Source organism: Streptomyces sp. CA-251247 (genome assembly GCF_050952975.1).
Classification (GTDB): Bacteria; Actinomycetota; Actinomycetes; order Streptomycetales; family Streptomycetaceae; genus Streptomyces; species Streptomyces achmelvichensis.
In genome coordinates, this window is the sequence record NZ_CP191861.1 from 5,362,311 (window position 1) to 5,381,775 (window position 19,465).

The 19,465-nt window shown below is 71.6% G+C and carries 19 protein-coding genes; 11 read left to right on the forward strand and 8 right to left on the reverse strand.

The features are described from left to right. Positions 1 to 25 precede the first annotated feature (25 nt). Positions 26 to 901 carry a PHP domain-containing protein gene (locus ACQPWZ_RS23900; protein ID WP_405572534.1) on the forward strand — a complete coding sequence of 292 codons (876 nt, stop codon included), beginning with the start codon at positions 26 to 28 and terminating at the stop codon, positions 899 to 901. 129 nt (positions 902 to 1,030) lie between these two features. Then, a complete protein-coding gene (locus ACQPWZ_RS23905) occupies positions 1,031 to 1,636 on the forward strand; it encodes a MarC family protein (protein WP_340475211.1) in 606 nt (201 codons plus the stop codon). 114 nt (positions 1,637 to 1,750) lie between these two features. On the opposite strand, the gene ACQPWZ_RS23910 is transcribed toward ACQPWZ_RS23905, so the two are convergent. Then, positions 1,751 to 1,903: a hypothetical protein gene (locus tag ACQPWZ_RS23910; protein ID WP_313944268.1), complete on the reverse strand. Its 153-nt coding sequence runs from the start codon at positions 1,901 to 1,903 to the stop codon at positions 1,751 to 1,753. A 184-nt stretch (positions 1,904 to 2,087) separates the two neighbouring features. Here ACQPWZ_RS23910 and ACQPWZ_RS23915 point away from each other — a divergent pair, with 184 nt between their 5' ends. Next, a complete protein-coding gene (locus tag ACQPWZ_RS23915) occupies positions 2,088 to 2,987 on the forward strand; it encodes an NYN domain-containing protein (RefSeq protein WP_340475214.1) in 900 nt (299 codons plus the stop codon). Positions 2,988 to 3,022: 35 nt separating this feature from the next. Here the strand turns inward: ACQPWZ_RS23915 and ACQPWZ_RS23920 are convergent, their stop codons facing one another. Both ACQPWZ_RS23920 and ACQPWZ_RS23925 read right to left on the reverse strand, forming a co-directional pair. Next, positions 3,023 to 3,892, reverse strand: a complete 870-nt coding sequence (locus tag ACQPWZ_RS23920; protein WP_433572339.1) for an alpha/beta fold hydrolase — start codon at positions 3,890 to 3,892, stop codon at positions 3,023 to 3,025. A gap of 129 nt (positions 3,893 to 4,021) precedes the next feature. Then, the gene (locus ACQPWZ_RS23925; RefSeq protein ID WP_433572340.1) at positions 4,022 to 6,088 is read right to left on the reverse strand and encodes a DEAD/DEAH box helicase; all 2,067 of its coding nucleotides are present in this window, start codon (positions 6,086 to 6,088) and stop codon (positions 4,022 to 4,024) included. Positions 6,089 to 6,364: 276 nt separating this feature from the next. Here ACQPWZ_RS23925 and ACQPWZ_RS23930 point away from each other — a divergent pair, with 276 nt between their 5' ends. Next, on the forward strand, positions 6,365 to 7,090 hold the full coding sequence (locus ACQPWZ_RS23930) for a ferritin-like fold-containing protein (RefSeq protein ID WP_340475217.1): 726 nt from the start codon (positions 6,365 to 6,367) through the stop codon (positions 7,088 to 7,090). 61 nt (positions 7,091 to 7,151) lie between these two features. On the opposite strand, the gene ACQPWZ_RS23935 is transcribed toward ACQPWZ_RS23930, so the two are convergent. The 4 genes from ACQPWZ_RS23935 to ACQPWZ_RS23950 all read right to left on the reverse strand — a co-directional run bounded on the left by ACQPWZ_RS23935 (position 7,152) and on the right by ACQPWZ_RS23950 (position 8,979). Continuing rightward, the gene (locus tag ACQPWZ_RS23935; protein WP_383242954.1) at positions 7,152 to 7,415 is read right to left on the reverse strand and encodes a hypothetical protein; all 264 of its coding nucleotides are present in this window, start codon (positions 7,413 to 7,415) and stop codon (positions 7,152 to 7,154) included. A 175-nt stretch (positions 7,416 to 7,590) separates the two neighbouring features. Continuing rightward, complete coding sequence (locus ACQPWZ_RS23940) at positions 7,591 to 7,818, reverse strand: DUF3107 domain-containing protein (protein WP_313944262.1); 228 nt, start codon at positions 7,816 to 7,818, stop codon at positions 7,591 to 7,593. Between the two features lie 146 nt (positions 7,819 to 7,964). Beyond that, complete coding sequence (locus ACQPWZ_RS23945; protein WP_313944261.1) at positions 7,965 to 8,606, reverse strand: TetR/AcrR family transcriptional regulator; 642 nt, start codon at positions 8,604 to 8,606, stop codon at positions 7,965 to 7,967. A gap of 145 nt (positions 8,607 to 8,751) precedes the next feature. Continuing rightward, positions 8,752 to 8,979 (reverse strand): hypothetical protein, encoded by a 228-nt coding sequence (locus ACQPWZ_RS23950; RefSeq protein WP_356705793.1) that lies wholly within the window; start codon positions 8,977 to 8,979, stop codon positions 8,752 to 8,754. A 124-nt stretch (positions 8,980 to 9,103) separates the two neighbouring features. Between ACQPWZ_RS23950 and ACQPWZ_RS23955 the strand changes: the two genes are divergently transcribed. The 7 genes from ACQPWZ_RS23955 (at position 9,104) to moeZ (ending at position 17,744) form a co-directional block, all read left to right on the forward strand. Further along, on the forward strand, positions 9,104 to 10,069 hold the full coding sequence (locus tag ACQPWZ_RS23955; RefSeq protein ID WP_340475221.1) for an alpha/beta fold hydrolase: 966 nt from the start codon (positions 9,104 to 9,106) through the stop codon (positions 10,067 to 10,069). Positions 10,070 to 10,078: 9 nt separating this feature from the next. Then, positions 10,079 to 11,374 (forward strand): DUF3152 domain-containing protein, encoded by a 1,296-nt coding sequence (locus tag ACQPWZ_RS23960; protein ID WP_433572341.1) that lies wholly within the window; start codon positions 10,079 to 10,081, stop codon positions 11,372 to 11,374. Between the two features lie 248 nt (positions 11,375 to 11,622). Further along, the gene (pelF, locus tag ACQPWZ_RS23965) at positions 11,623 to 13,392 is read left to right on the forward strand and encodes a GT4 family glycosyltransferase PelF (RefSeq protein WP_433572342.1); all 1,770 of its coding nucleotides are present in this window, start codon (positions 11,623 to 11,625) and stop codon (positions 13,390 to 13,392) included. Then, on the forward strand, positions 13,389 to 14,633 hold the full coding sequence (locus ACQPWZ_RS23970; protein WP_433572343.1) for a hypothetical protein: 1,245 nt from the start codon (positions 13,389 to 13,391) through the stop codon (positions 14,631 to 14,633). Before pelF ends, ACQPWZ_RS23970 begins: the two co-directional genes overlap by 4 nt. Before the next feature lie 135 nt (positions 14,634 to 14,768). Then, positions 14,769 to 15,725, forward strand: coding sequence for an NAD-dependent epimerase/dehydratase family protein (locus ACQPWZ_RS23975; protein ID WP_340475225.1), 957 nt, complete (start codon positions 14,769 to 14,771; stop codon positions 15,723 to 15,725). Next, on the forward strand, positions 15,713 to 16,501 hold the full coding sequence (locus ACQPWZ_RS23980; RefSeq protein ID WP_340475226.1) for a spherulation-specific family 4 protein: 789 nt from the start codon (positions 15,713 to 15,715) through the stop codon (positions 16,499 to 16,501). The genes ACQPWZ_RS23975 and ACQPWZ_RS23980 overlap by 13 nt, the downstream gene beginning before the upstream one ends. 64 nt (positions 16,502 to 16,565) lie before the next feature. Continuing rightward, positions 16,566 to 17,744, forward strand: coding sequence for an adenylyltransferase/sulfurtransferase MoeZ (gene moeZ / locus ACQPWZ_RS23985; protein WP_313944253.1), 1,179 nt, complete (start codon positions 16,566 to 16,568; stop codon positions 17,742 to 17,744). A 92-nt stretch (positions 17,745 to 17,836) separates the two neighbouring features. Here the strand turns inward: moeZ and ACQPWZ_RS23990 are convergent, their stop codons facing one another. Beyond that, on the reverse strand, positions 17,837 to 19,423 hold the full coding sequence (locus ACQPWZ_RS23990; RefSeq protein WP_433572344.1) for an alpha/beta hydrolase: 1,587 nt from the start codon (positions 19,421 to 19,423) through the stop codon (positions 17,837 to 17,839). Positions 19,424 to 19,465: the final 42 nt, after the last annotated feature.

Below are 19,465 nucleotides of genomic sequence, written 5' to 3' on the forward strand. Positions count from 1 at the left end.
CCCACCGCCCCTGGAGCCTCGCGTCGTGCGCATCGATCTGCACACCCACTCCACGGCGTCGGACGGCACGGACACCCCGGCCGAGCTGGTCCGCAAGGCCGCTGCCGCCGGACTGGACGTGGTCGCACTCACCGACCACGACAGCACCCGCGGGCACGCCGAGGCGATCGCCGCGCTCCACGCGCTCCCTGCAGCGGGGCTGACGCTGGTCACCGGCGCCGAGATCTCCTGCGCCCTCGACGGGGTCAGCCTGCATCTGCTGGCGTACCTCTTCGACCCGGACGAGCCGGATCTGCTGCGCGAGCGCGAGCTCGTACGCGACGACCGGGTGCCACGCGCCCGTGCGATGGTCACCAAGCTCCAGGAGCTCGGCGTACCCGTCGAGTGGGACCTCGTCGCGCGGATCGCCGGAGAGGGTTCCGTCGGGCGACCGCATATCGCCTCCGCGCTCGTCGAGCTCGGTGTCGTGCCGACCGTCTCGGACGCCTTCACCCCCGAGTGGATCGCCGACGGCGGCCGTGCGCACATCACCAAGCACGAACTGGACCCCTTCAGGGCGATCCGGCTGGTCAAGGCCGCCGGGGGAGTGGCCGTCTTCGCACACCCCGCAGCCGCCCAGCGCGGCCGTACGGTGCCCGAGAAGGCGATAGCCGAACTGGCCGCCGCCGGTCTCGACGGCATCGAGGTCGACCACATGGACCACGACGAGCCCACCCGCGTACGCCTGCGCGGTCTTGCCGCCGAGCTGGGACTGCTGACCACGGGATCGAGCGACTACCACGGCAGCCGCAAGGCCTGCGAGCTCGGAGAGTTCACGACCGACCCGGAGATCTACGGCGAGATCATCCGGCGGGCGACCGGTGCTTTCCCGGTGCCCGGCACCGGCGGAGTACGCCTCTAGGTCGTGTCCGCAGGCTCTGCCGCTCTGTGACGTTCGGAGCGGGCTGCGTGGCGCGCCGACCGGCCCGCCCTGCGCAGACCCTCTTCCTGCCTTCCCTCCGTTCCACCCCTCTTCCCGCTAGGCCTCACCGTGTTCGACGTTGCCGTTTTCGGTTCCCTCTTCCTGACCCTCTTCGTGATCATGGATCCCCCCGGGATCACCCCGATCTTCCTCGCCCTCACCTCCGGGCGGCCCGCCAAGGTGCAGCGCCGAATGGCGTGGCAGGCGGTCGCCGTGGCCTTCGGTGTGATCACCGTCTTCGGCATCCTGGGGCAGCAGATCCTGGACTATCTGCATGTCTCCGTCCCCGCGCTGATGATCGCGGGCGGTCTGCTCCTGCTGCTCATCGCGCTCGACCTGCTGACCGGGAAGACGGACGAGCCGAAGCAGACCAAGGACGTCAACGTCGCGCTCGTACCGCTCGGCATGCCGCTGCTGGCCGGGCCCGGCGCCATCGTCTCGGTGATTCTCGCCGTGCAGCACGCGAACGGGGCGTCCCAGCAGGTCTCGGTGTGGGCGGCGATCGTCGCCATGCACGTGGTGCTGTGGGTGACCATGCGCTACTCGCTGGTGATCATCCGGCTGATCAAGGAAGGCGGTGTCGTCCTGGTGACGCGACTGGCCGGCATGATGCTCTCCGCGATCGCCGTGCAGCAGATCATCAACGGCATCACCCAGGTCATCCAGAGCTCCTGAGGCGGTCCCGCACGCGTCGCGCACCGGCACTGCCCGCACACACCTGCGCCCCCGTACGGATCATCCGTACGGGGGCGCTGCGTCGTCGGTACTGCTCCGGCCCTGCTGTGTGGCTTACAGGGCCGCGGTTTCTGCCGGGCGGATGTAGATGCGCTGGCCAGTCGCTGCGGCCTGCTGCACGATCCGGTTGACGGAGGCGGCGTCCACGACGGTGCTGTCCACGGCGGTGCCGGTGACGTCGTCGAGTCGCATGATTTCGAAGCGCATGGCTTCTCCCTTCGTCTGATCCTCCTGCTGGAGAACTACTGGCGACGGATACCCGTCTGTGTTCGTTCGTGTTCTGTACGTCTACAACTCTCGTGCACCCTTCAAACATTCCCTACGCTAAGGAAAATTTTCGGATGCCTAACTACTGGCAGGTACGGGCGGGCCCACGGAGAATGAGTTCCGTATGAACGACGCAGAGAACAACGAGATCGGCGCCCGCCTGGAGCGCACCAACGAGCTGCTCCTTCGCATGCTCGCCGAGGTCGCCAAGACCCCGTCCACACATGCCATCTTCGTCGACGCGGGTTACGTCTATGCTGCGGCCGGGTTGCTTGTGGCGGGCACCGAGGACCGGCGCTCGTTCGACCTGGACGCGGAAGGGCTCATCGAGGCCTTCATCGACAAGGCCCGCACGATCTTCGCCGACAGCCGGCTGCTCCGCGTCTACTGGTACGACGGCGCCCGCAGACGGATCCATACCGCGGAGCAGCAGTCGATCGCCGAGCTTCCCGACGTCAAGGTGCGGCTGGGCAACCTCAACGCCAACAACCAGCAGAAGGGCGTCGACTCCCTCATCCGTACGGACCTGGAGTCGCTCGCACGCCACCGGGCGATCAGTGACGCGGCCCTGGTGGGCGGTGACGAGGACCTCGTGTCGGCGGTCGAAGCGGCACAGGGCTACGGCGCACGTGTCCATCTGTGGGGCATCGAGGCCTCCGACGGACGCAATCAGGCCGAGCCGCTGCTCTGGGAGGTGGACAGCCAGCGGACCTTCGATCTGGACTTCTGCCGGCCCTACATCACCCGCCGGCCCGTCACGACGTACGAGAACGAGGGGGCGCCACCGCCCTCACGCGACGAGGTGCGGTTCGTCGGGGCCCAGATCGCGGCGACCTGGCTGGCCGAACGCGGCCGGGAGCCCATGGCCGAGCTGCTGCCGGGCCACCCCTATCTGCCCGGCCCGGTGGACCAGGACCTGCTGATCGAGGCGGAGCGGGTGCTCCAGCGGTCGCTGCGCGGGCACGCGGTGCTGAGGCGGGCCCTGCGGGACGGGTTCTGGCAGCACCTGCAGTCCCAGTACTGAAGCCGCGGCCGCGGCCCTCTGGGCACCGAGTCCCCTCAGTGCCGGTCCCAGAAGGCCTTGATCGCCGCCGCGGTCTCCTGCGGGCGGTCGGTGTTGGGGGAGTGCTCGGCCCCCGCGATGACCGTCCGGTGGGCGCCGAGGCGCTCCGCCATCGCGTCGAGGAGGGGTACGGGCCAGGCGTCGTCGGTCTCCCCGCTCAGCACATGCTTGGGGAGCGCTCGCAGGGCGGCCAGTTCGTCCACCCGGTCGGGCTCCCCGGTCAGCTGACCACCCGTGGCGATCAGTTGCAGCGGGTTGTTGCTCAGCCAGCGATGCCGCAGGTCCTCGCCGTTCTTCGGGTCGGTGTCGGTGTCGACCGGAGGGTCGAGCGTCCTCATCGCCTCCCAGACCTGCTCCATCCGCATGACCGCGAGTGCGTCGCTGAGCAGCTTCACCCGTTCCCGCTGCTCGGAGCTGATCCGCGCGGGCCCGGAGGACATCAGCGTGAGGGTGCGGAAGGGGGAGGGATCCATCAGCACGGCGGCCCGGGCGATCTGTCCGCCGAGCGAGTGGCCGAGGAGATGCAGGGAGCCGTCGCCGACGTCCCCCTCGCGGACGGCCTCCGCCTGGGCGAGCACATCCCGCGCCAGTGCCTCCTGCGCGTAGGCCTCCTGCTCGGCGGGCCCCTCGCTCTCGTACTGGCCGCGCCCGTCGACGGAGACGACGCGGTACCCGGCGGCGGTGAGGGGCTCCAGAAGGACGATGAAGTCCTCCTTGCTGCCGGTGAAGCCGGGCAGCAGGAGAGCCGTTCCCCTGACCGTCTCGCCGTCCGGCCGGGCGTCGAGCACGGCGAAGTCCCCACGGGAGGTGGCGAGGACGCGGGACCGGGCGCAGGGCGGCGGGACGAAAGTGGGGGGCCGGCTCATGCGACGAGGTTAACTGCGGCGGGTGCCGGGCGCGTTGCGGGGGCATATCGCCCGGCTTCCGTGCGGACGGCCGGAGAACGCCGACGGCCCGGCCCCCACAAGGGGCCGGGCCGTACGGAGCGGGCTGTGTCAGCTCTCGGGCTGAGCGGCCTTCCGGGTGCGGGTGCGACGGCGCGGGGCCGCGGCCTCCTCGACCGGAGCCTCGGCCGCGACGGCGGTGGCCTTCGCCGCACGGGTGCGGCGCGGCTTGACCTCGGCCTCGGCCGTCTCCACGGCTGCCGCCGTGTCCACGACCTTCGCCGCGCGGGTGCGACGCCGCGGCTTGGTCTCGGCCTCAGGCGCCTCGGCGGTCGCGACGTCCTCGACGGCGGTGGCCTTCGCCGCACGGGTGCGACGGGGCTTGACCTCGGCCTCGGCCGTCTTGACGGCCTCCACCGTGTCCACCGCCTTCACGGCGCGGGAGCGGCGGCGGCGCGGCTTGGTCTCCGCCTCGGCCTCCGGCTGTGCCTCGGGGACCGTGGTGACCGGCGTGAGGACCTGCTCGACGGACTCCGCCGGCGCGCCCACACGGGTGCGACGACGACGCCTCGGGGTGCGGGCCTCGGTCGACTGCTCCGAGGGAGCCGCCGGAGCCGACGCGGAGAGGGCCTCGTCCGTCGCCGCGGGCTCGCCGGCCCTCGTACGACGGCGCTGGCGCGGGGTCCGCGTGCGCGGCGGGCGCTCCTCGGTGACCGTGGCCGTGGGAGCCGACCTGCGGGAACGCCCGCCGGTCTCGCCCAGGTCCTCGACCTCTTCCGCCGCGAGACCGGCGCGGGTGCGCTCGGCGCGGGGGAGGACGCCCTTCGTGCCCGCCGGAATGCCCAGCTCCTCGAACAGGTGCGGGGACGTGGAGTACGTCTCCGGCGGGTCCGGGAAGCCCAGGTCCAGCGCCTTGTTGATCAGCTGCCAGCGGGGGATGTCGTCCCAGTCCACGAGCGTGACGGCCGTACCCTTCGCGCCCGCGCGGCCGGTGCGGCCGATGCGGTGGAGGTAGGTCTTCTCGTCCTCGGGCGACTGGTAGTTGATGACATGCGTCACGCCCTCGACGTCGATACCGCGAGCGGCGACGTCGGTGCAGACGAGGACATCCACCTTGCCGTTGCGGAACGCCCGGAGCGCCTGCTCACGCGCGCCCTGGCCCAGGTCGCCGTGGACCGCGCCGGAGGCGAAGCCACGACGGGCCAGCTGCTCGGCGATGTCCGCGGCGGTGCGCTTGGTACGACAGAAGATCATCGCCAGGCCCCGGCCGTCGGCCTGGAGGATCCGGGAGACGAGCTCCGGCTTGTCCATGGAGTGCGCGCGGTAGATGCGCTGCGTGGTGTTCGCCACGGTCGCACCCGCGTCGTCCGGCGAGGTCGCGCTGATGTGGGTGGGCTGCGACATGTAGCGACGGGCGAGACCGATGACCGCACCCGGCATGGTCGCCGAGAACAGCATCGTCTGGCGCTTCGCCGGCAGCTGCTGGATGATCTTCTCGACGTCGGGCAGGAAGCCCAGATCGAGCATCTCGTCCGCCTCGTCGAGCACGAGCGCCCGGACGTGGGAGAGATCGAGCTTCTTCTGGCCGGCCAGGTCGAGCAGCCGTCCGGGGGTGCCGACGATCACGTCGACGCCCTTCCTGAGGGCCTCGACCTGCGGCTCGTAGGCGCGGCCGCCGTAGATGGCGAGAACGCGGACGTTACGCACCTTGCCGGCGGTCAGCAGGTCGTTGGTGACCTGCGTGCACAGCTCGCGGGTGGGAACCACCACGAGCGCCTGGGGGGCGTCGGTGAGCTGCTCGGGCTTCGCCCGGCCGGCCTCGACGTCCGCGGGGACGGTGACGCGCTCCAGCAGCGGCAGGCCGAAACCGAGCGTCTTGCCGGTGCCGGTCTTGGCCTGGCCGATGACGTCGGTGCCGGAGAGCGCGACGGGGAGCGTCATCTCCTGGATGGGGAACGGGGACAGGATGCCGACGGCTTCGAGGGCCTCGGCGGTCTCGGGAAGGATCCCAAGATCCCGGAAAGTCGTAGTCAGGGTGCTGCCTCTTCTGTGAGACGCGGCGCGAGGCGAACGATGGGGGTCGTACCGCACCGGGGTACTGGGCCGGCCGTGGGTTGGCCGGATGGTGCGGGACCACTGCCGTCGCTCGAGCGTCGTACCGCTGAGGGGGCCCCTCATCTGCGGTCGTGCGCGATTCTGCGCACGGTCCGCGCGGAGGGCGGTCGGTTCGGAGCCGATCGTGCCACCGACCGGGCATCCACAAGGGGTAAGAGGGAAGTGAATCCCTCAGTCAAACACTGCGATCGCCCACCGAGTACCCAAAACGCTCAGCAGGCGCATTACCACTGTACCCCGGATTCGCGCATGTGTGTTGGGTGAATTCACGGGAACCGGGATCGCGGCATGGCTGACCAGCCCCTTACGCCCCTTGTGGGGCGGGCTATTGTGCGCTCCATGGAGACGCCTGACAACGCCACTGAACACACCGGAATCGCCGCCCAGGACTGGGCCACGGCGTCCGCCGACCCGCAGTACCGCGCCGCCGTGGTGGATCTGCTCGGAGCACTCGCGTACGGCGAGCTCGCGGCCTTCGAGCGGCTGGCCGAGGACGCGAAGCTCGCGCCCACGCTCGGCGACAAGGCGGAGCTGGCGAAGATGGCGTCCGCGGAGTTCCACCACTTCGAGCAGCTGCGTGACCGGCTGACGGCCGTCGAGGCCGAGCCGACCGCGGCCATGGAGCCCTTCGCCCAGGCCCTGGACGACTTCCACCGTCAGACGGCGCCGTCCGACTGGCTGGAAGGCCTGGTCAAGGCGTACGTCGGCGACTCGATCGCCTCCGACTTCTACCGGGAGGTCGCGGCCCACCTGGACTCCGACACCCGCTCGCTCGTGCTCGCCGTGCTCGACGACACGGGCCACGGCAACTTCGCCGTCGAGAAGGTGCGCGCCGCCATCGAGGCGGATCCGCGCGTCGGCGGCCGGCTCGCGCTGTGGGCCCGGCGCCTGATGGGGGAGGCGCTCTCGCAGGCGCAGCGAGTGGTGGCGGACCGCGACGCGCTCTCCACGATGCTCGTCGGCGGTGTCGCGGACGGCTTCGACCTGGCGGCGGTGGGCGAGATGTTCTCCCGGATCACCAAGGCGCACACCAAGCGGATGGCGGCGCTGGGCCTCGCGGCCTGACGTGTCGGACATCACCGCTTCCGGGGCGGCCGGCCCGATCCGGCCGCCCGCCCGCGTTCCCTCAGAGAGGGAAAGCGCGACGAAGCCTGCGTCCTGACGGCCGGATCAGCAGCGAGAGCAGCACGGCCGCGATCATCACGGCACCGACGAGCGTGGCCGGCAGATGGCCGGGGCCGAGCGCGGCATGCGTCACATAGGCACCGAAGAGGGCGCCGAGCGGACCCGAGACGAAGACCACGCGGCGGGCCGGAAGGCGGTCGGACAGATGGCGGTCGGCGGCCCACGCGAGGGCGAGTCCGAGCAGAACCGAACCGAGCGCTTCCATCAACACTGCTGATCACCTCGCGGACGTCGGTACGGGCTACGCGGTCGTAGCCCGTCCTACCCGGCGACCATGCAGAACAACCCTCCGCGAGGGGCTGATGAGCAGGTAGTGAGAAGGGCCCGGCGGGAATCCCGCCGGGCCCTTCTCACTCTTCCTGCCGGTGGACGGCGACGCTCTAGAGCGCGCCGAATCCCACCCGCCGTGCCGCCGGTTCGCCGATCTCGACGTAGGCGATACGGTCGGCCGGCACCAGGACCTTGCGACCCTTGTCGTCCGAGAGGCTGAGCAGCTGCGCCTTGCCGGCCAGCGCGTCTCCCACGGCGCGCTCGACGTCCTCGGCGGACTGCCCGCTCTCCAGAACGATCTCCCGGGGCGCGTGCTGCACGCCGATCTTGACCTCCACGGCTATGTCCCTCCGAACGGTCAGTGAGGTGCGCGGTCAGCCGCGCCGTACGCAGCACACACTAGCCCGGCGAGCGGACCGGGCAGAGCCGTCGGTGAACGCCAGGAGCGAACACCCTCCGTCCGTCCGCCGGTGGTGCTCCGCGCTCAGTGCTGCTCCGCGCCGTGCAGCGGGAATCCCGCGATGCCGCGCCAGGCCAGTGAGGTCAGCAGCTGCACCGCCGTGTCCCGCGGGATGTCGGACGCGCTGGCGAGCCAGTACCGGGCCACGACCTGCGAGACACCGCCGAGGCCGACGGCGAGCAGCATCGACTCGTCCTTCGACAGACCGGTGTCCTCCGCGATCACGTCCGAGATGGCCTCGGCGCACTGGAGCGAGACGCGCTCGACGCGCTCACGCACCGCGGGCTCGTTGGTCAGGTCCGACTCGAAGACCAGCCGGAAGGCGCCGCCCTCGTCCTCGACGTAGGCGAAGTAGGCGTCCATGGTGGCCGCCACACGCTGCTTGTTGTCCGACGTCGACGCGAGCGCCGTACGGACCGCGAGCAGCAGCGATTCGCAGTGCTGGTCGAGCAGCGCGAGATAGAGCTCGAGCTTGCCCGGGAAGTGCTGGTAGAGCACGGGCTTGCTGACGCCCGCCCGCTCGGCGATGTCGTCCATGGCGGCCGCGTGGTAGCCCTGGGCGACGAAAACCTCCTGGGCGGCGCCCAGGAGCTGGTTCCTGCGGGCTCGGCGTGGCAGACGCGTGCCTCGCGGGCGCGCCGCCTCTGTCTGCTCGATGGCTGTCACGCCGCCTCCCAAAATCGTTCCGTGCGCGCTGTGCGCCGCGCCGCCATCGTACTTTTGGGTAACCCGGCTGTGCGTGCTGCGGACGCAGAATTTCACGGACCGGACAGTCGCGGTAGCTCCCTATTCGGGGGCAAAGAGGGTCACCTCACCGGTAGTCGTCCTCGTCGAGGGGGACGACACGGGCCTGTTCCGCCGCATCGGCCTCGTTCACCTCCTCCACCGGGTCCAGCCCGGGGAGCGGCAGTGGATCATCGGTGTCCTCGGGGTCCACCCGCGTGTACTGCTCCACGGCGTCGGCCTCGGGGACCTCCTCGTCCAGTTCCGGAACCTCGTCGTCTCCGAACGTTTCCGGTTCGGTCGGGTCATCGGACATGGGGCACCGCTTTCCCTGGAGAGGTGCTTTCCTACGAGCCTAGGAGCTACTTCTGGGCAGCGCTATGCGGTGTGTGACGCCGAACACATGAACCACGGTGTGATCGTCTCGTAACATTGCCCGCATGTCTTCGACCGAGCTTCCGGGCGTTCAGGCCGTCGCAGCCGCGGCGGACCCCAAGGTCGCGGCCGTGCGGGTGGCGGACGGGGAGAAACTCCGCTCCGTCTCCCTGCCCGGGCTCACCCTCACCGTGAGATCCCGGCCGCCGGCGCGCACCGGGCTGCCGCCTGCCCTGTACGTGCACGGGCTGGGCGGCTCCTCGCAGAACTGGTCGGGCCTGATGCCGCTGCTCGAGGATGTCGTGGACGGCGAGGCGCTCGACCTGCCCGGCTTCGGGGACTCACCGCCGCCGGACGACGGCAACTACTCGGTGACCGGACATGCCCGCGCGGTCATCCGCCACCTCGACGCCTCCGGCCGGGGCCCGGTGCACCTCATCGGCAATTCGCTCGGCGGCGCGGTCTCCACCCGCGTCGCGGCCGTGCGACCCGACCTTGTGCGCACCCTCACACTCGTCTCGCCCGCGCTGCCCGAACTGCGGGTGCAGCGCTCCGCGGTGCCCACCGCCCTGCTCGCGCTGCCGGGCGTGGCAGCGCTGTTCAGGCGCCTGTCGAAGGACTGGACGGCCGAACAGCGCACCAGGGGTGTGATGGCGCTCTGCTACGGAGACCCCACCCGTGTCTCCGACGAAGCACTGCACAACGCGGTGGAGGAGATGGAGCGCCGCGTACAACTGCCGTACTTCTGGGACGCGATGGCCCGCTCGGCGCGCGGTATCGTCGACGCCTACACGCTCGGCGGCCAGCACGGACTGTGGCGGCAGGCGGAGCGGGTCCTCGCGCCGACCCTTCTGGTGTACGGCGGGCGGGACCAGCTCGTGTCCTACCGGATGGCCCGCAGGGCGGCGGCGGCTTTCCGCGACTCCCGGCTGCTGACTCTGCCGGACGCGGGACACGTTGCCATGATGGAGTACCCGCAGACGGTCGCCCAGGCCGTTCGGGAACTGCTCGACGACTGCGGTAGGAGCTGATCCGGGGCCGTGGGACGACACAGCCGTAAGGGCCCCGCACCCAAGGGCTCAGGTCCGGACCGCGGGTCCGGCGCATACGACACCGGTGCCTACGACACCGGCGAACTGGAGCCCGTGCCATCGGGTCCCGGCGGTGGACGGCGCAGGCGAGGCCTGTCCGGGGCCGAGCACGCGCCCGCGGGCCACGGGCCGGCGCAGACGCGCGGCGGGCACCCCGAGCAGCGTGAGGCCGGCGGCGGCTGGGGCGGCCCGCAGGACTACGGCAACCGTCAGGACACTGCCGGCGCACAGCGCCCGCAGTCCTTTCCGCGTACGGCGACGGCCGCCCGCATCCCCGGCCCGCGCCGGGACTTCGTCGAGGCCTTCGACGAGCCGCAGCACGGCGGGCGCCAGGACGCCTACGCCTCCGTCACCACCTGGGGCGATGCGTACGACCAGGACACCGGGGCGGGACCGGCGGACGCCGGGACCCCCGACGAGGAGCGGCCCAAGGGCGGCAAGGGGCGCACCTTCACCGGGATCGCCGCCGCCGCGGTGACCACGGTGCTCGCCGTGGTGGTGGCCGGCCAGGTCGCCTCCGACGGCTCCGACAAGGCCGGTGCCGCCGCCTCCGGTGAGAAGCGGGGCAGCGACGGCTCGGCCTCGCGCTCCCAGAACCGGCAGGTGCCGCCGCCCGCAGAGCAGGCGAAGCCCGCGGCGCCCGTCACGTACGCGCAGCTGATGGCCACGCAGTTCCAGATGGACCCGAAGCTCACCGCCGACGGCTCGTTCGAGGCGGTGCCGGGCCTTCAGAAGGCGCCCGGCAACGGCCGAAAGATCCGCTACCGGGTGGACATCGAGAAGGGGCTCGGCCTGGACGGCGCGCTGTTCGCCGGGGCCGTGCAGCGGACCCTGAACGACGAGCGGAGCTGGGCGCACGACGGCGCGATGACCTTCGAGCGGATCTCCTCCGGCCAGCCCGAGTTCGTCATCACGCTCGCGAGCCCCGGCACCACGAACGTCTGGTGCGCCAAGTCGGATCTGGACACCTCGGTCGACAACGTCAGCTGCGACTCGGCGTCGACCGACCGCGTGATGATCAATGCCTACCGGTGGGCGCAGGGCTCGTCGACGTACGGCGCGAAGGCGATGTTCCCGTATCGCCAGATGCTCATCAATCACGAGGTCGGTCACCGCCTCGGACACGGTCACGTGAACTGCCGGACCGCCGGAGAGCTCGCGCCCGTGATGCAGCAGCAGACGAAGTCGCTGAACGTCGACGGGGTCAAGTGCCGTCCCAACCCCTGGGTGCATCCCGGCGGTTGAGGGCGCGGCGGCCGTGGCGATGCCCGGCGCTCCGCGGAGAGAGCTGGCCGCAGCCTGACTCTCCGTGATGGAAAGCCCTTGTAGCGCGACGGAACGCTACCAGGGTGTGAAAGTTACGTGTATTCACCCCTTCCAGTGGCGCGACGGACAACCGTCCGTCGCGCCACCCGCATACCGGCTTACCGTCGTCCCGCTGTGAGTCGCCGTACCAACGGCGGCCGCCCACAAGGGAGATCGGGGGTGCGTTCGTGCGGATCGGACTGCTTACGGACGGTGGTTATCCGTATGCGACGGGTGAGTCCAGGCTGTGGTGCGACCGGCTCGTGCGCGGGCTCGCACAGCACGACTTCGACGTCTACGCCCTCAGCCGCAGCGCCCAGCAGGTGGAACAGGGCTGGATCCAGCTCCCGCCCCAGGTGCAGCGGGTCCGCTCCGCTCCGCTGTGGGCCCCCGAGGACGACGGGTACACCTACGGACGCCGTGACCGGCGGCGCTTCCTCGGCCACTTCAAGGAGCTCGCCACCGCCGTCTGCGCGGACGGCGACGACCACCGCGAGGCCTTCGCCGAAGGGCTGTACGGCCTGGCCGACCTCGCCCGCGAGCGCGGCGGGCTCTACGCGGCCCTCCGCTCCGAGGTCGCCGTGCGCGTCCTCGAATCCGCCTGCCGCGCGCCGGGCGCACGCCGCACCGTGCACGCCGCCACCGTGCCCGACTACCTCATGTTCGCCGACGAGCTGGAGCGCACCCTGCGCCCGCTCTCCCTCGACTGGTACGGCGACGACGGCCTCGGCACCGTCGACCTCTGCCATGCCGCGTCCGGCGGATCCGCGGCCCTGCCCGGCCTGTTGGCCAAACGCTTCTTCGGGGTTCCGCTGCTGGTCACGGAGTACGGCGTCCATCTGCGCGCGCACTTTCTGTCCGCCGACGGCGCCGAACTGAGCGCCCCCGTACGCGCCCTGCTCGCCGCGTTCCAGCGACGGCTCGCCGCCGAGGTCTACGCCCAGGCCTCCGTGATCACCCCCGGCAACGCCCACGCCCGGCGCTGGCAGGAGAAGTGCGGCGCCGACCGGGCCAGGCTGCGCACCGTCCACCCCGGCATGGAGGCGGACCGGTTCGCCGCGGTGGGGGAGGGGGCCGACAGCGGCGACCCGCACACCCTCGTGTGGATCGGCCGCATCGAGCCCGCCAAGGACCTCATCGCGCTGCTGCACGCCTTCGCCGAGGTGCGCAAGGCGGAACCGCAGGCGCGGCTGCGGCTGTTCGGGGCGCCGGTGCACGGAGCCGAGGCCACCACCTATCTCGCCCACTGCAAGGCCCTGGCCGCCCAGCTGTTCCCCGACGAGGCGGCCGACGCGCACGCCGTCGGGGACAACCCCGTCTCCTTCGAGGAGATCGGCGGACCCGAGGCGCCGGAACTCGCCGACGCCTATGCGACCGGCGGCGTGGTCGTGCTCTCCAGCGTCGTCGAGGGCTTTCCGATCAGCCTGGTCGAGGCGATGTTCTGCGGGCGCGCGACCGTCTCCACCGATGTCGGTGCGGTCGTCGAAGTCATCGGCGGCACCGGCCTGGTGGTGCCGCCGCGCAACCCGAGGGCGTTCGCGGACGCCTGCATCGCCCTGCTGCGTGACCCGGAGCGCAGGGAGCGGCTGGGCGCCGCGGCGCGCGCCCGGGCGCTGGAGCTCTTCACCATCGAACAGAACCTCGCGGCATTTCGCGGCATTTACCTGGAGCTCATCTCCCACTCACCGGTCCGGCGCGAGGCCGTCGACGAGGACGGCGCACCCGTCCCCTTCGGCCACCCCGCAGAGGCACACATGCAGGGCCGATGGACGGGCCGGGCGGCAGGACCCGACTCGGGCCCGGAGTCCGGCACAGCGTCCGGCACCGCAGCGGACGGCCGCACCACTCCTGGCGCCGGGCACCACAAGGCCCCCCGGTGGGCCGACGGCCCGAGGACCGGTCAGGTCGCCCCGGCGGCCGCCGACATCCCCACCCCCGCGAAGGAGGCACGCGCATGACCACCCCCCGCGTCACCGACAGCGCGCACGCCGAAGACCCCTCCGGACTGGACGGACTCGCCTTCGACGACCCCCGTACACCCGCCGACGCCGACGGCTGGGACACCACGTCCGACGACCTGCTCAGCCGGTCCGCGGTCTGGGAGGCGGAGCCGGCGAAGACGGCTACGCGCACCCCGGCCACCCCCCGCCGGGGCCCCGCGGATCCGGTGAAGGCCCTCATGCACCGGCACCGGGAACTCTGCGAGCGGGCCGTCGACCCGCTGGAGATCGCCGCCGGTCTCGAGGCGCACGGCGTCACCGACCGCACCGCCGCCCGATTCCGGCACCGTGACGTCTTCACGCTCGCCGAGGAGCTGTACGCCCGGGTCCCCAGGGGCGAGGCGCAGACACCGGCCCGTCCCGGACGCGGCCTGCCCCGCCCGGCTGCCGCGGGCTTCGCCCTCGTCCTGCTCACCCTGCTGCCGGGCGCCCTGTGTGCACTGGCTGTCGCCGGTCTGCAACCTCTGGAGGGCGCCCCGCGGACCGCGGCCACCGTCACCGGCGCGGTCGCCGTCACCGTCGCCCTCTCCCTCTGTCTGCGGCGCGGCCCGCTGCGCGCCCAGCGGCGCACGGTCCCGGCCCTGCGCCTGTGGACCCTCTGGCTGCTGGCCTACGCCGCCTACGGCGCGGACCTCCCGACGCGGATCATGAACGGCGCCGGCGAGGCAGCACCAGTCCTGAGCGCGGGCCCCCTCGTCGGCCTCGCCCTCGCCGTCGCCCCCGCGGCCTGGTGCGCCCACCTCTTCTCCGTCCAGGCCCGGCGCCGGCTCGACGGCAGCCGGGGCCTGGAGGAGTTCGCTTCCGGGGTGCGGCCCCTGCTGCTCGGCGTCGTCGCGCTGTACGTCGGCGCCGTGACCGCCCTGCTCGCCGGCACACGCGTCGCCCTCCCGTACGACGATCTGGCCTCCGCGGTCGCACTCGGCGTCCTGCTGTTCCTGGCCCGGCTGCTCGTCGTCCACCACTTCCCCGCGGCGGCAGCCACCGGACTCGCGGCGGCCTGTGCCGTCGAGGCCGCCGCGATCCTGCTCCTGCTCGCCGGGCGGCTGCCCGGCTGCGGCTTTCTGGCGACCCCGGTCGAGGCGGCCGTGACCGCCTGGGGCGCTTCCGCCGTACCGGCCGCCGCCTGCGCGGCGGCCGCGGCCGGACTGCTGGCCCACGCCACCGCGGCCCTGTCCCGGGCCTCCGCCCACACCGCATGACAGACCTCCCGGCCTCCCGCGGCGCCGACACCACGGGCGTACCCAGCACCCTCAGCGACAGCAACACCTCGAAGGAGAACGCGACATGACCCCCCAACCCCCAGTCCCGGCCCGTCGGCACAGAAAGGCCGCGCGATGAGGGTGCTGCTGCTCGGAGCCAACGGATTCCTCGGCCGCTTCGTCGCCGACCGGCTGCTCGCCGACCCCGCCGTCCATCTCACCGCGCTCGGCCGCGGAGACGACGCCGATGTGCGCTTCGACCTCGCCGGAGGCAGTCCGGGCGCCCTGACCCGCTTCCTGGGCGCGGTCCACCCCGGCGTCGTCATCAACTGCGCCGGCGCCACCCGTGGCGGTGCCCGCGATCTGACCCGGCACAACACCGTCGCCGTGGCCACCGTCTGCGAGGCCCTGCGCCGCAGCGGCTGCGGGGCCCGGCTCGTCCAGCTCGGCTGCGCCTCCGAGTACGGGCCCTCCCAGCAGGGGTCCTCGACCGCCGAGGACGCGATCCCGCGCCCCGGCGGTCCCTACGGCGTGAGCAAGCTCGCCGCCACCGAACTGGTCCTGGGCGCCGGTCTGGACGCCGTCGTGCTGCGCGTCTTCTCTCCTGTCGGGCCCGGCACCCCGGCGGGCTCCCCGCTCGGCCGCCTCGCCGAGGCGATGCGCCGTGCCATGCAGTCCGGCGACGGGGAGCTCAAGCTCAGCGGCCTCGGCGTGCAGCGCGACTTCGTCGACGTACGGGACGTGGCGCGGGCCGTGCACGCGGCCTCCCTCTCGGCCGCCCAGGGCATCGTCAACATCGGCACGGGCCGCTCCGTACGGCTGCGCGACGCGGCCGCCGTGCTGGCCAGGGTCGCGGGGTACAGCGGTGCGCTGCACGAGCTCGACGCCACCACCGGCCGGCCGGGCATCGGGGCGCCGCGCTCCGAGGCGATGATGGATCACCTCTCCGCCCCCGTGCCGTACCCGGACGGCTGCGGCAGCTGGCAGCAGGCGGACGTCCGTACCGCCCGCGACCGGCTCGGCTGGCGCCCCCGCATCAACCTCGAGGAATCGCTCGCCGACATCTGGATGGAGGCGGCATGTCGCATCTGACGACGACCGGCTCCCAGCTCTCCGCCACCGGCGCGGAGAGACTCGGCGTCGGTGTCCCCGGCTACGCCCACCCCCTGCTCGCTCCCGCCGAATGGGCCGAACTGACCCGGCCCGGAGCCCCCTTGCACTGGGTCGTGCTCAATGTCGCCAACGGGCCGGGCACCCGTCCCGACCCGCACTGCCTCGCGGCCGCGGGCCGGCTGAACAACGCCGGTGTGCGCGTTCTCGGCCATCTCGACATGGCCCACGGCTCGCGCGCCTTCGGTGATCTCGTCGCGGACGCGCACCACTACCTCGAGTGGTACCGCGTCGGCGGCTTCATCCTGGACCGCTGCCCGACGGACCGTGCCGACCTGCTCCAGGTCAGGCGGACGACCGCGACGCTGGAGGCGGTGCTCGACGGCGGACACCTGGTCCTCGGGCACGGCGCGCATCCGCACCCGGGGTACGCGGACGCGGCCGACCAGCTGGTCACCTTCAGCGGGCCGTGGACGGACTACCGCTGGTCACAGGTGGCGGAGTGGACGGCGGACCACCCGCCGGAGCGCTTCGTCCACTTCGTCCACGGTGTGCCGCGCACCCATCTGGAGGAGGCCACCCGGATCGCCCGCTGGCAGGGCGCGGGGACGATCTTCTTCACCGACCGGACGGATCGCGTCGGCCCGTCCGACGGTGCGCACCGCGGCGAACGCAAGGGGCAGATCGGTCCATTCGAGACACTGCCCGGTTACTGGGACGAAATCGTCTCGCAGATCGGACGTGGTGTCTCGGAATGAGAAGGCGCGTGGCAGTGTTACGGGGAGAACAACCGTACTGACTCAACGACGCAACGGAGTCCCCGTGTCGCTGCCACCCCTGGTCGAGCCAGCTGCTGAGCTCACCGTCGACGAGGTCCGCAGGTACTCCCGCCACCTGATCATCCCCGATGTCGGGATGGACGGGCAAAAGCGGCTGAAGAACGCCAAGGTGCTGTGTGTCGGCGCCGGCGGCCTGGGCTCGCCGGCCCTGATGTACCTGGCCGCGGCCGGTGTCGGCACGCTCGGCATCGTGGAGTTCGACGAGGTCGACGAGTCGAACCTGCAGCGTCAGATCATCCACAGCCAGGCGGACATCGGCCGCTCCAAGGCCGTGTCCGCGAAGGACACCGTCCTCGGCATCAACCCGTACGTGAACGTGATCCTCCACGAAGAGCGGCTCGAGGCCGAGAACGTGATGGACATCTTCAGCCAGTACGACCTGATCGTCGACGGCACCGACAACTTCGCGACCCGGTACCTGGTCAACGACGCGTGCGTCCTGCTGAACAAGCCGTACGTCTGGGGCTCCATCTACCGTTTCGACGGCCAGGCCTCCGTCTTCTGGTCCGAGCACGGCCCCTGCTACCGCTGCCTCTACCCGGAGCCCCCGCCGCCGGGCATGGTCCCGAGCTGCGCCGAGGGCGGCGTGCTGGGTGTCCTGTGCGCGTCCATCGGGTCCATCCAGGTCAACGAGGCCATCAAGCTCCTCGCCGGCATCGGTGAGCCGCTCGTCGGCCGGCTGATGATCTACGACGCCCTGGAGATGCAGTACCGCCAGGTCAAGGTCCGCAAGGACCCGGACTGCGCGGTCTGCGGCGAGAACCCCACCGTCACCGAGCTCATCGACTACGAGGCCTTCTGCGGTGTCGTGTCCGAGGAGGCGCAGGAGGCGGCCGCCGGTTCGACGATCACTCCCAAGCAGCTCAAGGAGTGGATCGACGACGGTGAGAGCATCGAGATCATCGACGTCCGTGAGGTCAACGAGTACGAGATCGTCTCGATCCCGGGTGCGAAGCTGATCCCGAAGAACGAGTTCCTCATGGGTACCGCGCTGGAGAGCCTGCCGCAGGACAAGAAGATCGTCCTGCATTGCAAGACGGGTGTCCGCAGTGCGGAAGTTCTCGCCGTCCTCAAGTCCGCGGGCTTCGCGGACGCGGTGCACGTGGGCGGCGGCGTGATCGGCTGGGTCAACCAGATCGAGCCGGACAAGCCCGTCTACTGACAGTGCTTCGCAGGGCCCCGGACCGGCAACGGTCCGGGGCTCTGTCGTGTGCGGCGGAGGACGGGAGGGGCTCCGAATACCGGCTTCCGGTGCTAGGAGCAGGTCTTCCCGTCAGCCGGCACCGTGCCCTCCAGCAGATAGGCGTCGATCGTGTCCGTCACGCACGCCCCGTTGCCGTACGCGCCGTGCCCCTCGCCCTTGTTGGTGACCAGCACGCCGACGCCCGCTCCGAGCTCGTCCGCCATGCGCCGGGCGCCCTCGTACGGGGTCGCCGGGTCGCCCGTGGTGCCGACGACCAGGATCGGGGCCGCACCCTTCGCCGCGACCTCCGGTGTCTCGGACTCGCCCGCCACCGGCCAGTCCGCGCACCAGCCCGCCAGATCCCACGCCAGATACGGCCCGAACACCGGTGACACGGCGGTCAATTCGGCGAGATGACGGGACCGGACCTCGGCCGCGGTCGCCCGGCCCGTGGTGTCGGCGCAGGATATGGCGCGCTGCGCATGGTCCTGCGCGGTGTACGAACCGTCCGCGTCCCGGCCGTTGTACGACTCCGCCAGCGCCAGCAACCGGGTGCCGTCACCGCTCTCCGCCTCGTTCAACGCCTGCGTCAGCGACGGCCACTGCTCCTCGGAGTACAGCGGCAGGATGATGCCGGTGAGCGCGAGCCCCTCGGTGAGGGTGCGGCCCTCGTCGGTGGGCAGGGGCTCGCGGTCCAGCTCGGCCAGCAGTCGCACCACCCGTGCGGTGCCGTCCTTCGCGCCAACGCCGCGGCCGGTGAAGTAGTTGTCGAGGGCGCGCTGGAAGCCGAGCGTCTGGTTGCGCGCATGCCCCACATAGTCGGCGGCGGGGTCGACGACGGCGTCGAGGACGAGCCGTCCGACCCGGGACGGGAACAAGTGGGCGTAGACACCGCCGAGTTCGGTGCCGTACGAGAAGCCGAGGTAGTGCAGCTTGTCGTCGCTCAACACCTGGCGGATCAGATCCATGTCGCGCGCTGCGTTGGTCGTGCCGACGTGCGGCAGCACGGTGCCCGACCTCTTGGCGCAGCCCGCGCCGAAGGCGGTCGAGTCCGTGATGAACGCCTTCTCCTCGGCGGCGGTGTCCGGGGTGGAGTCCATCCGGAACGCGGCCTCCGACTGCTTGCTGTCCCGGCAGATCACGGCAGAGCTCTCCGCGACCCCGCGCGGGTCGAAGCCCACCAGGTCGTAGCGCTCGTGCAGGGTTCCGAAACCTCCCGCTGCCTTCGGCAGCGCGGCGACGCCCGAGCCGCCGGGGCCGCCGAAGTTGAACAACAGCGAGCCGATCCGCCGCGAGGAGTTCTTCGCCTCGGAACGGATCACGGCGATGCCGATGGTGGCGCCCGTCGGCTTCCGGTAGTCGATCGGTGCCTTGAGAGTGGCGCACTTCCACTCGCCGCCCGGAGCCTGCGCCGCGCTGCCGTCCGCCTGTGTCGGGGCCTTGCACTTCTTCCAGTCCGGCTCCTGGCCGGTGAGCGAGGCGGGCAGGCCTGCTCTCCCGGGGTCCGAGGCGGCCGGTGCGTCCGCGGACGGCCGCGCACGGTTCTTCCCGTCCGCCTTCCCGTCGCCCTCGCCCGAACCGCTGCCGCAGCCCGCACCCGTCACGGCCAGCAGCAGCGCCGCGGCAACCAGGGCCCCCACCCGTACCCGTTCGATCATGCGTGCCCCCCAGGCTCCGACGACGGTTTTCGTCATCCTAGG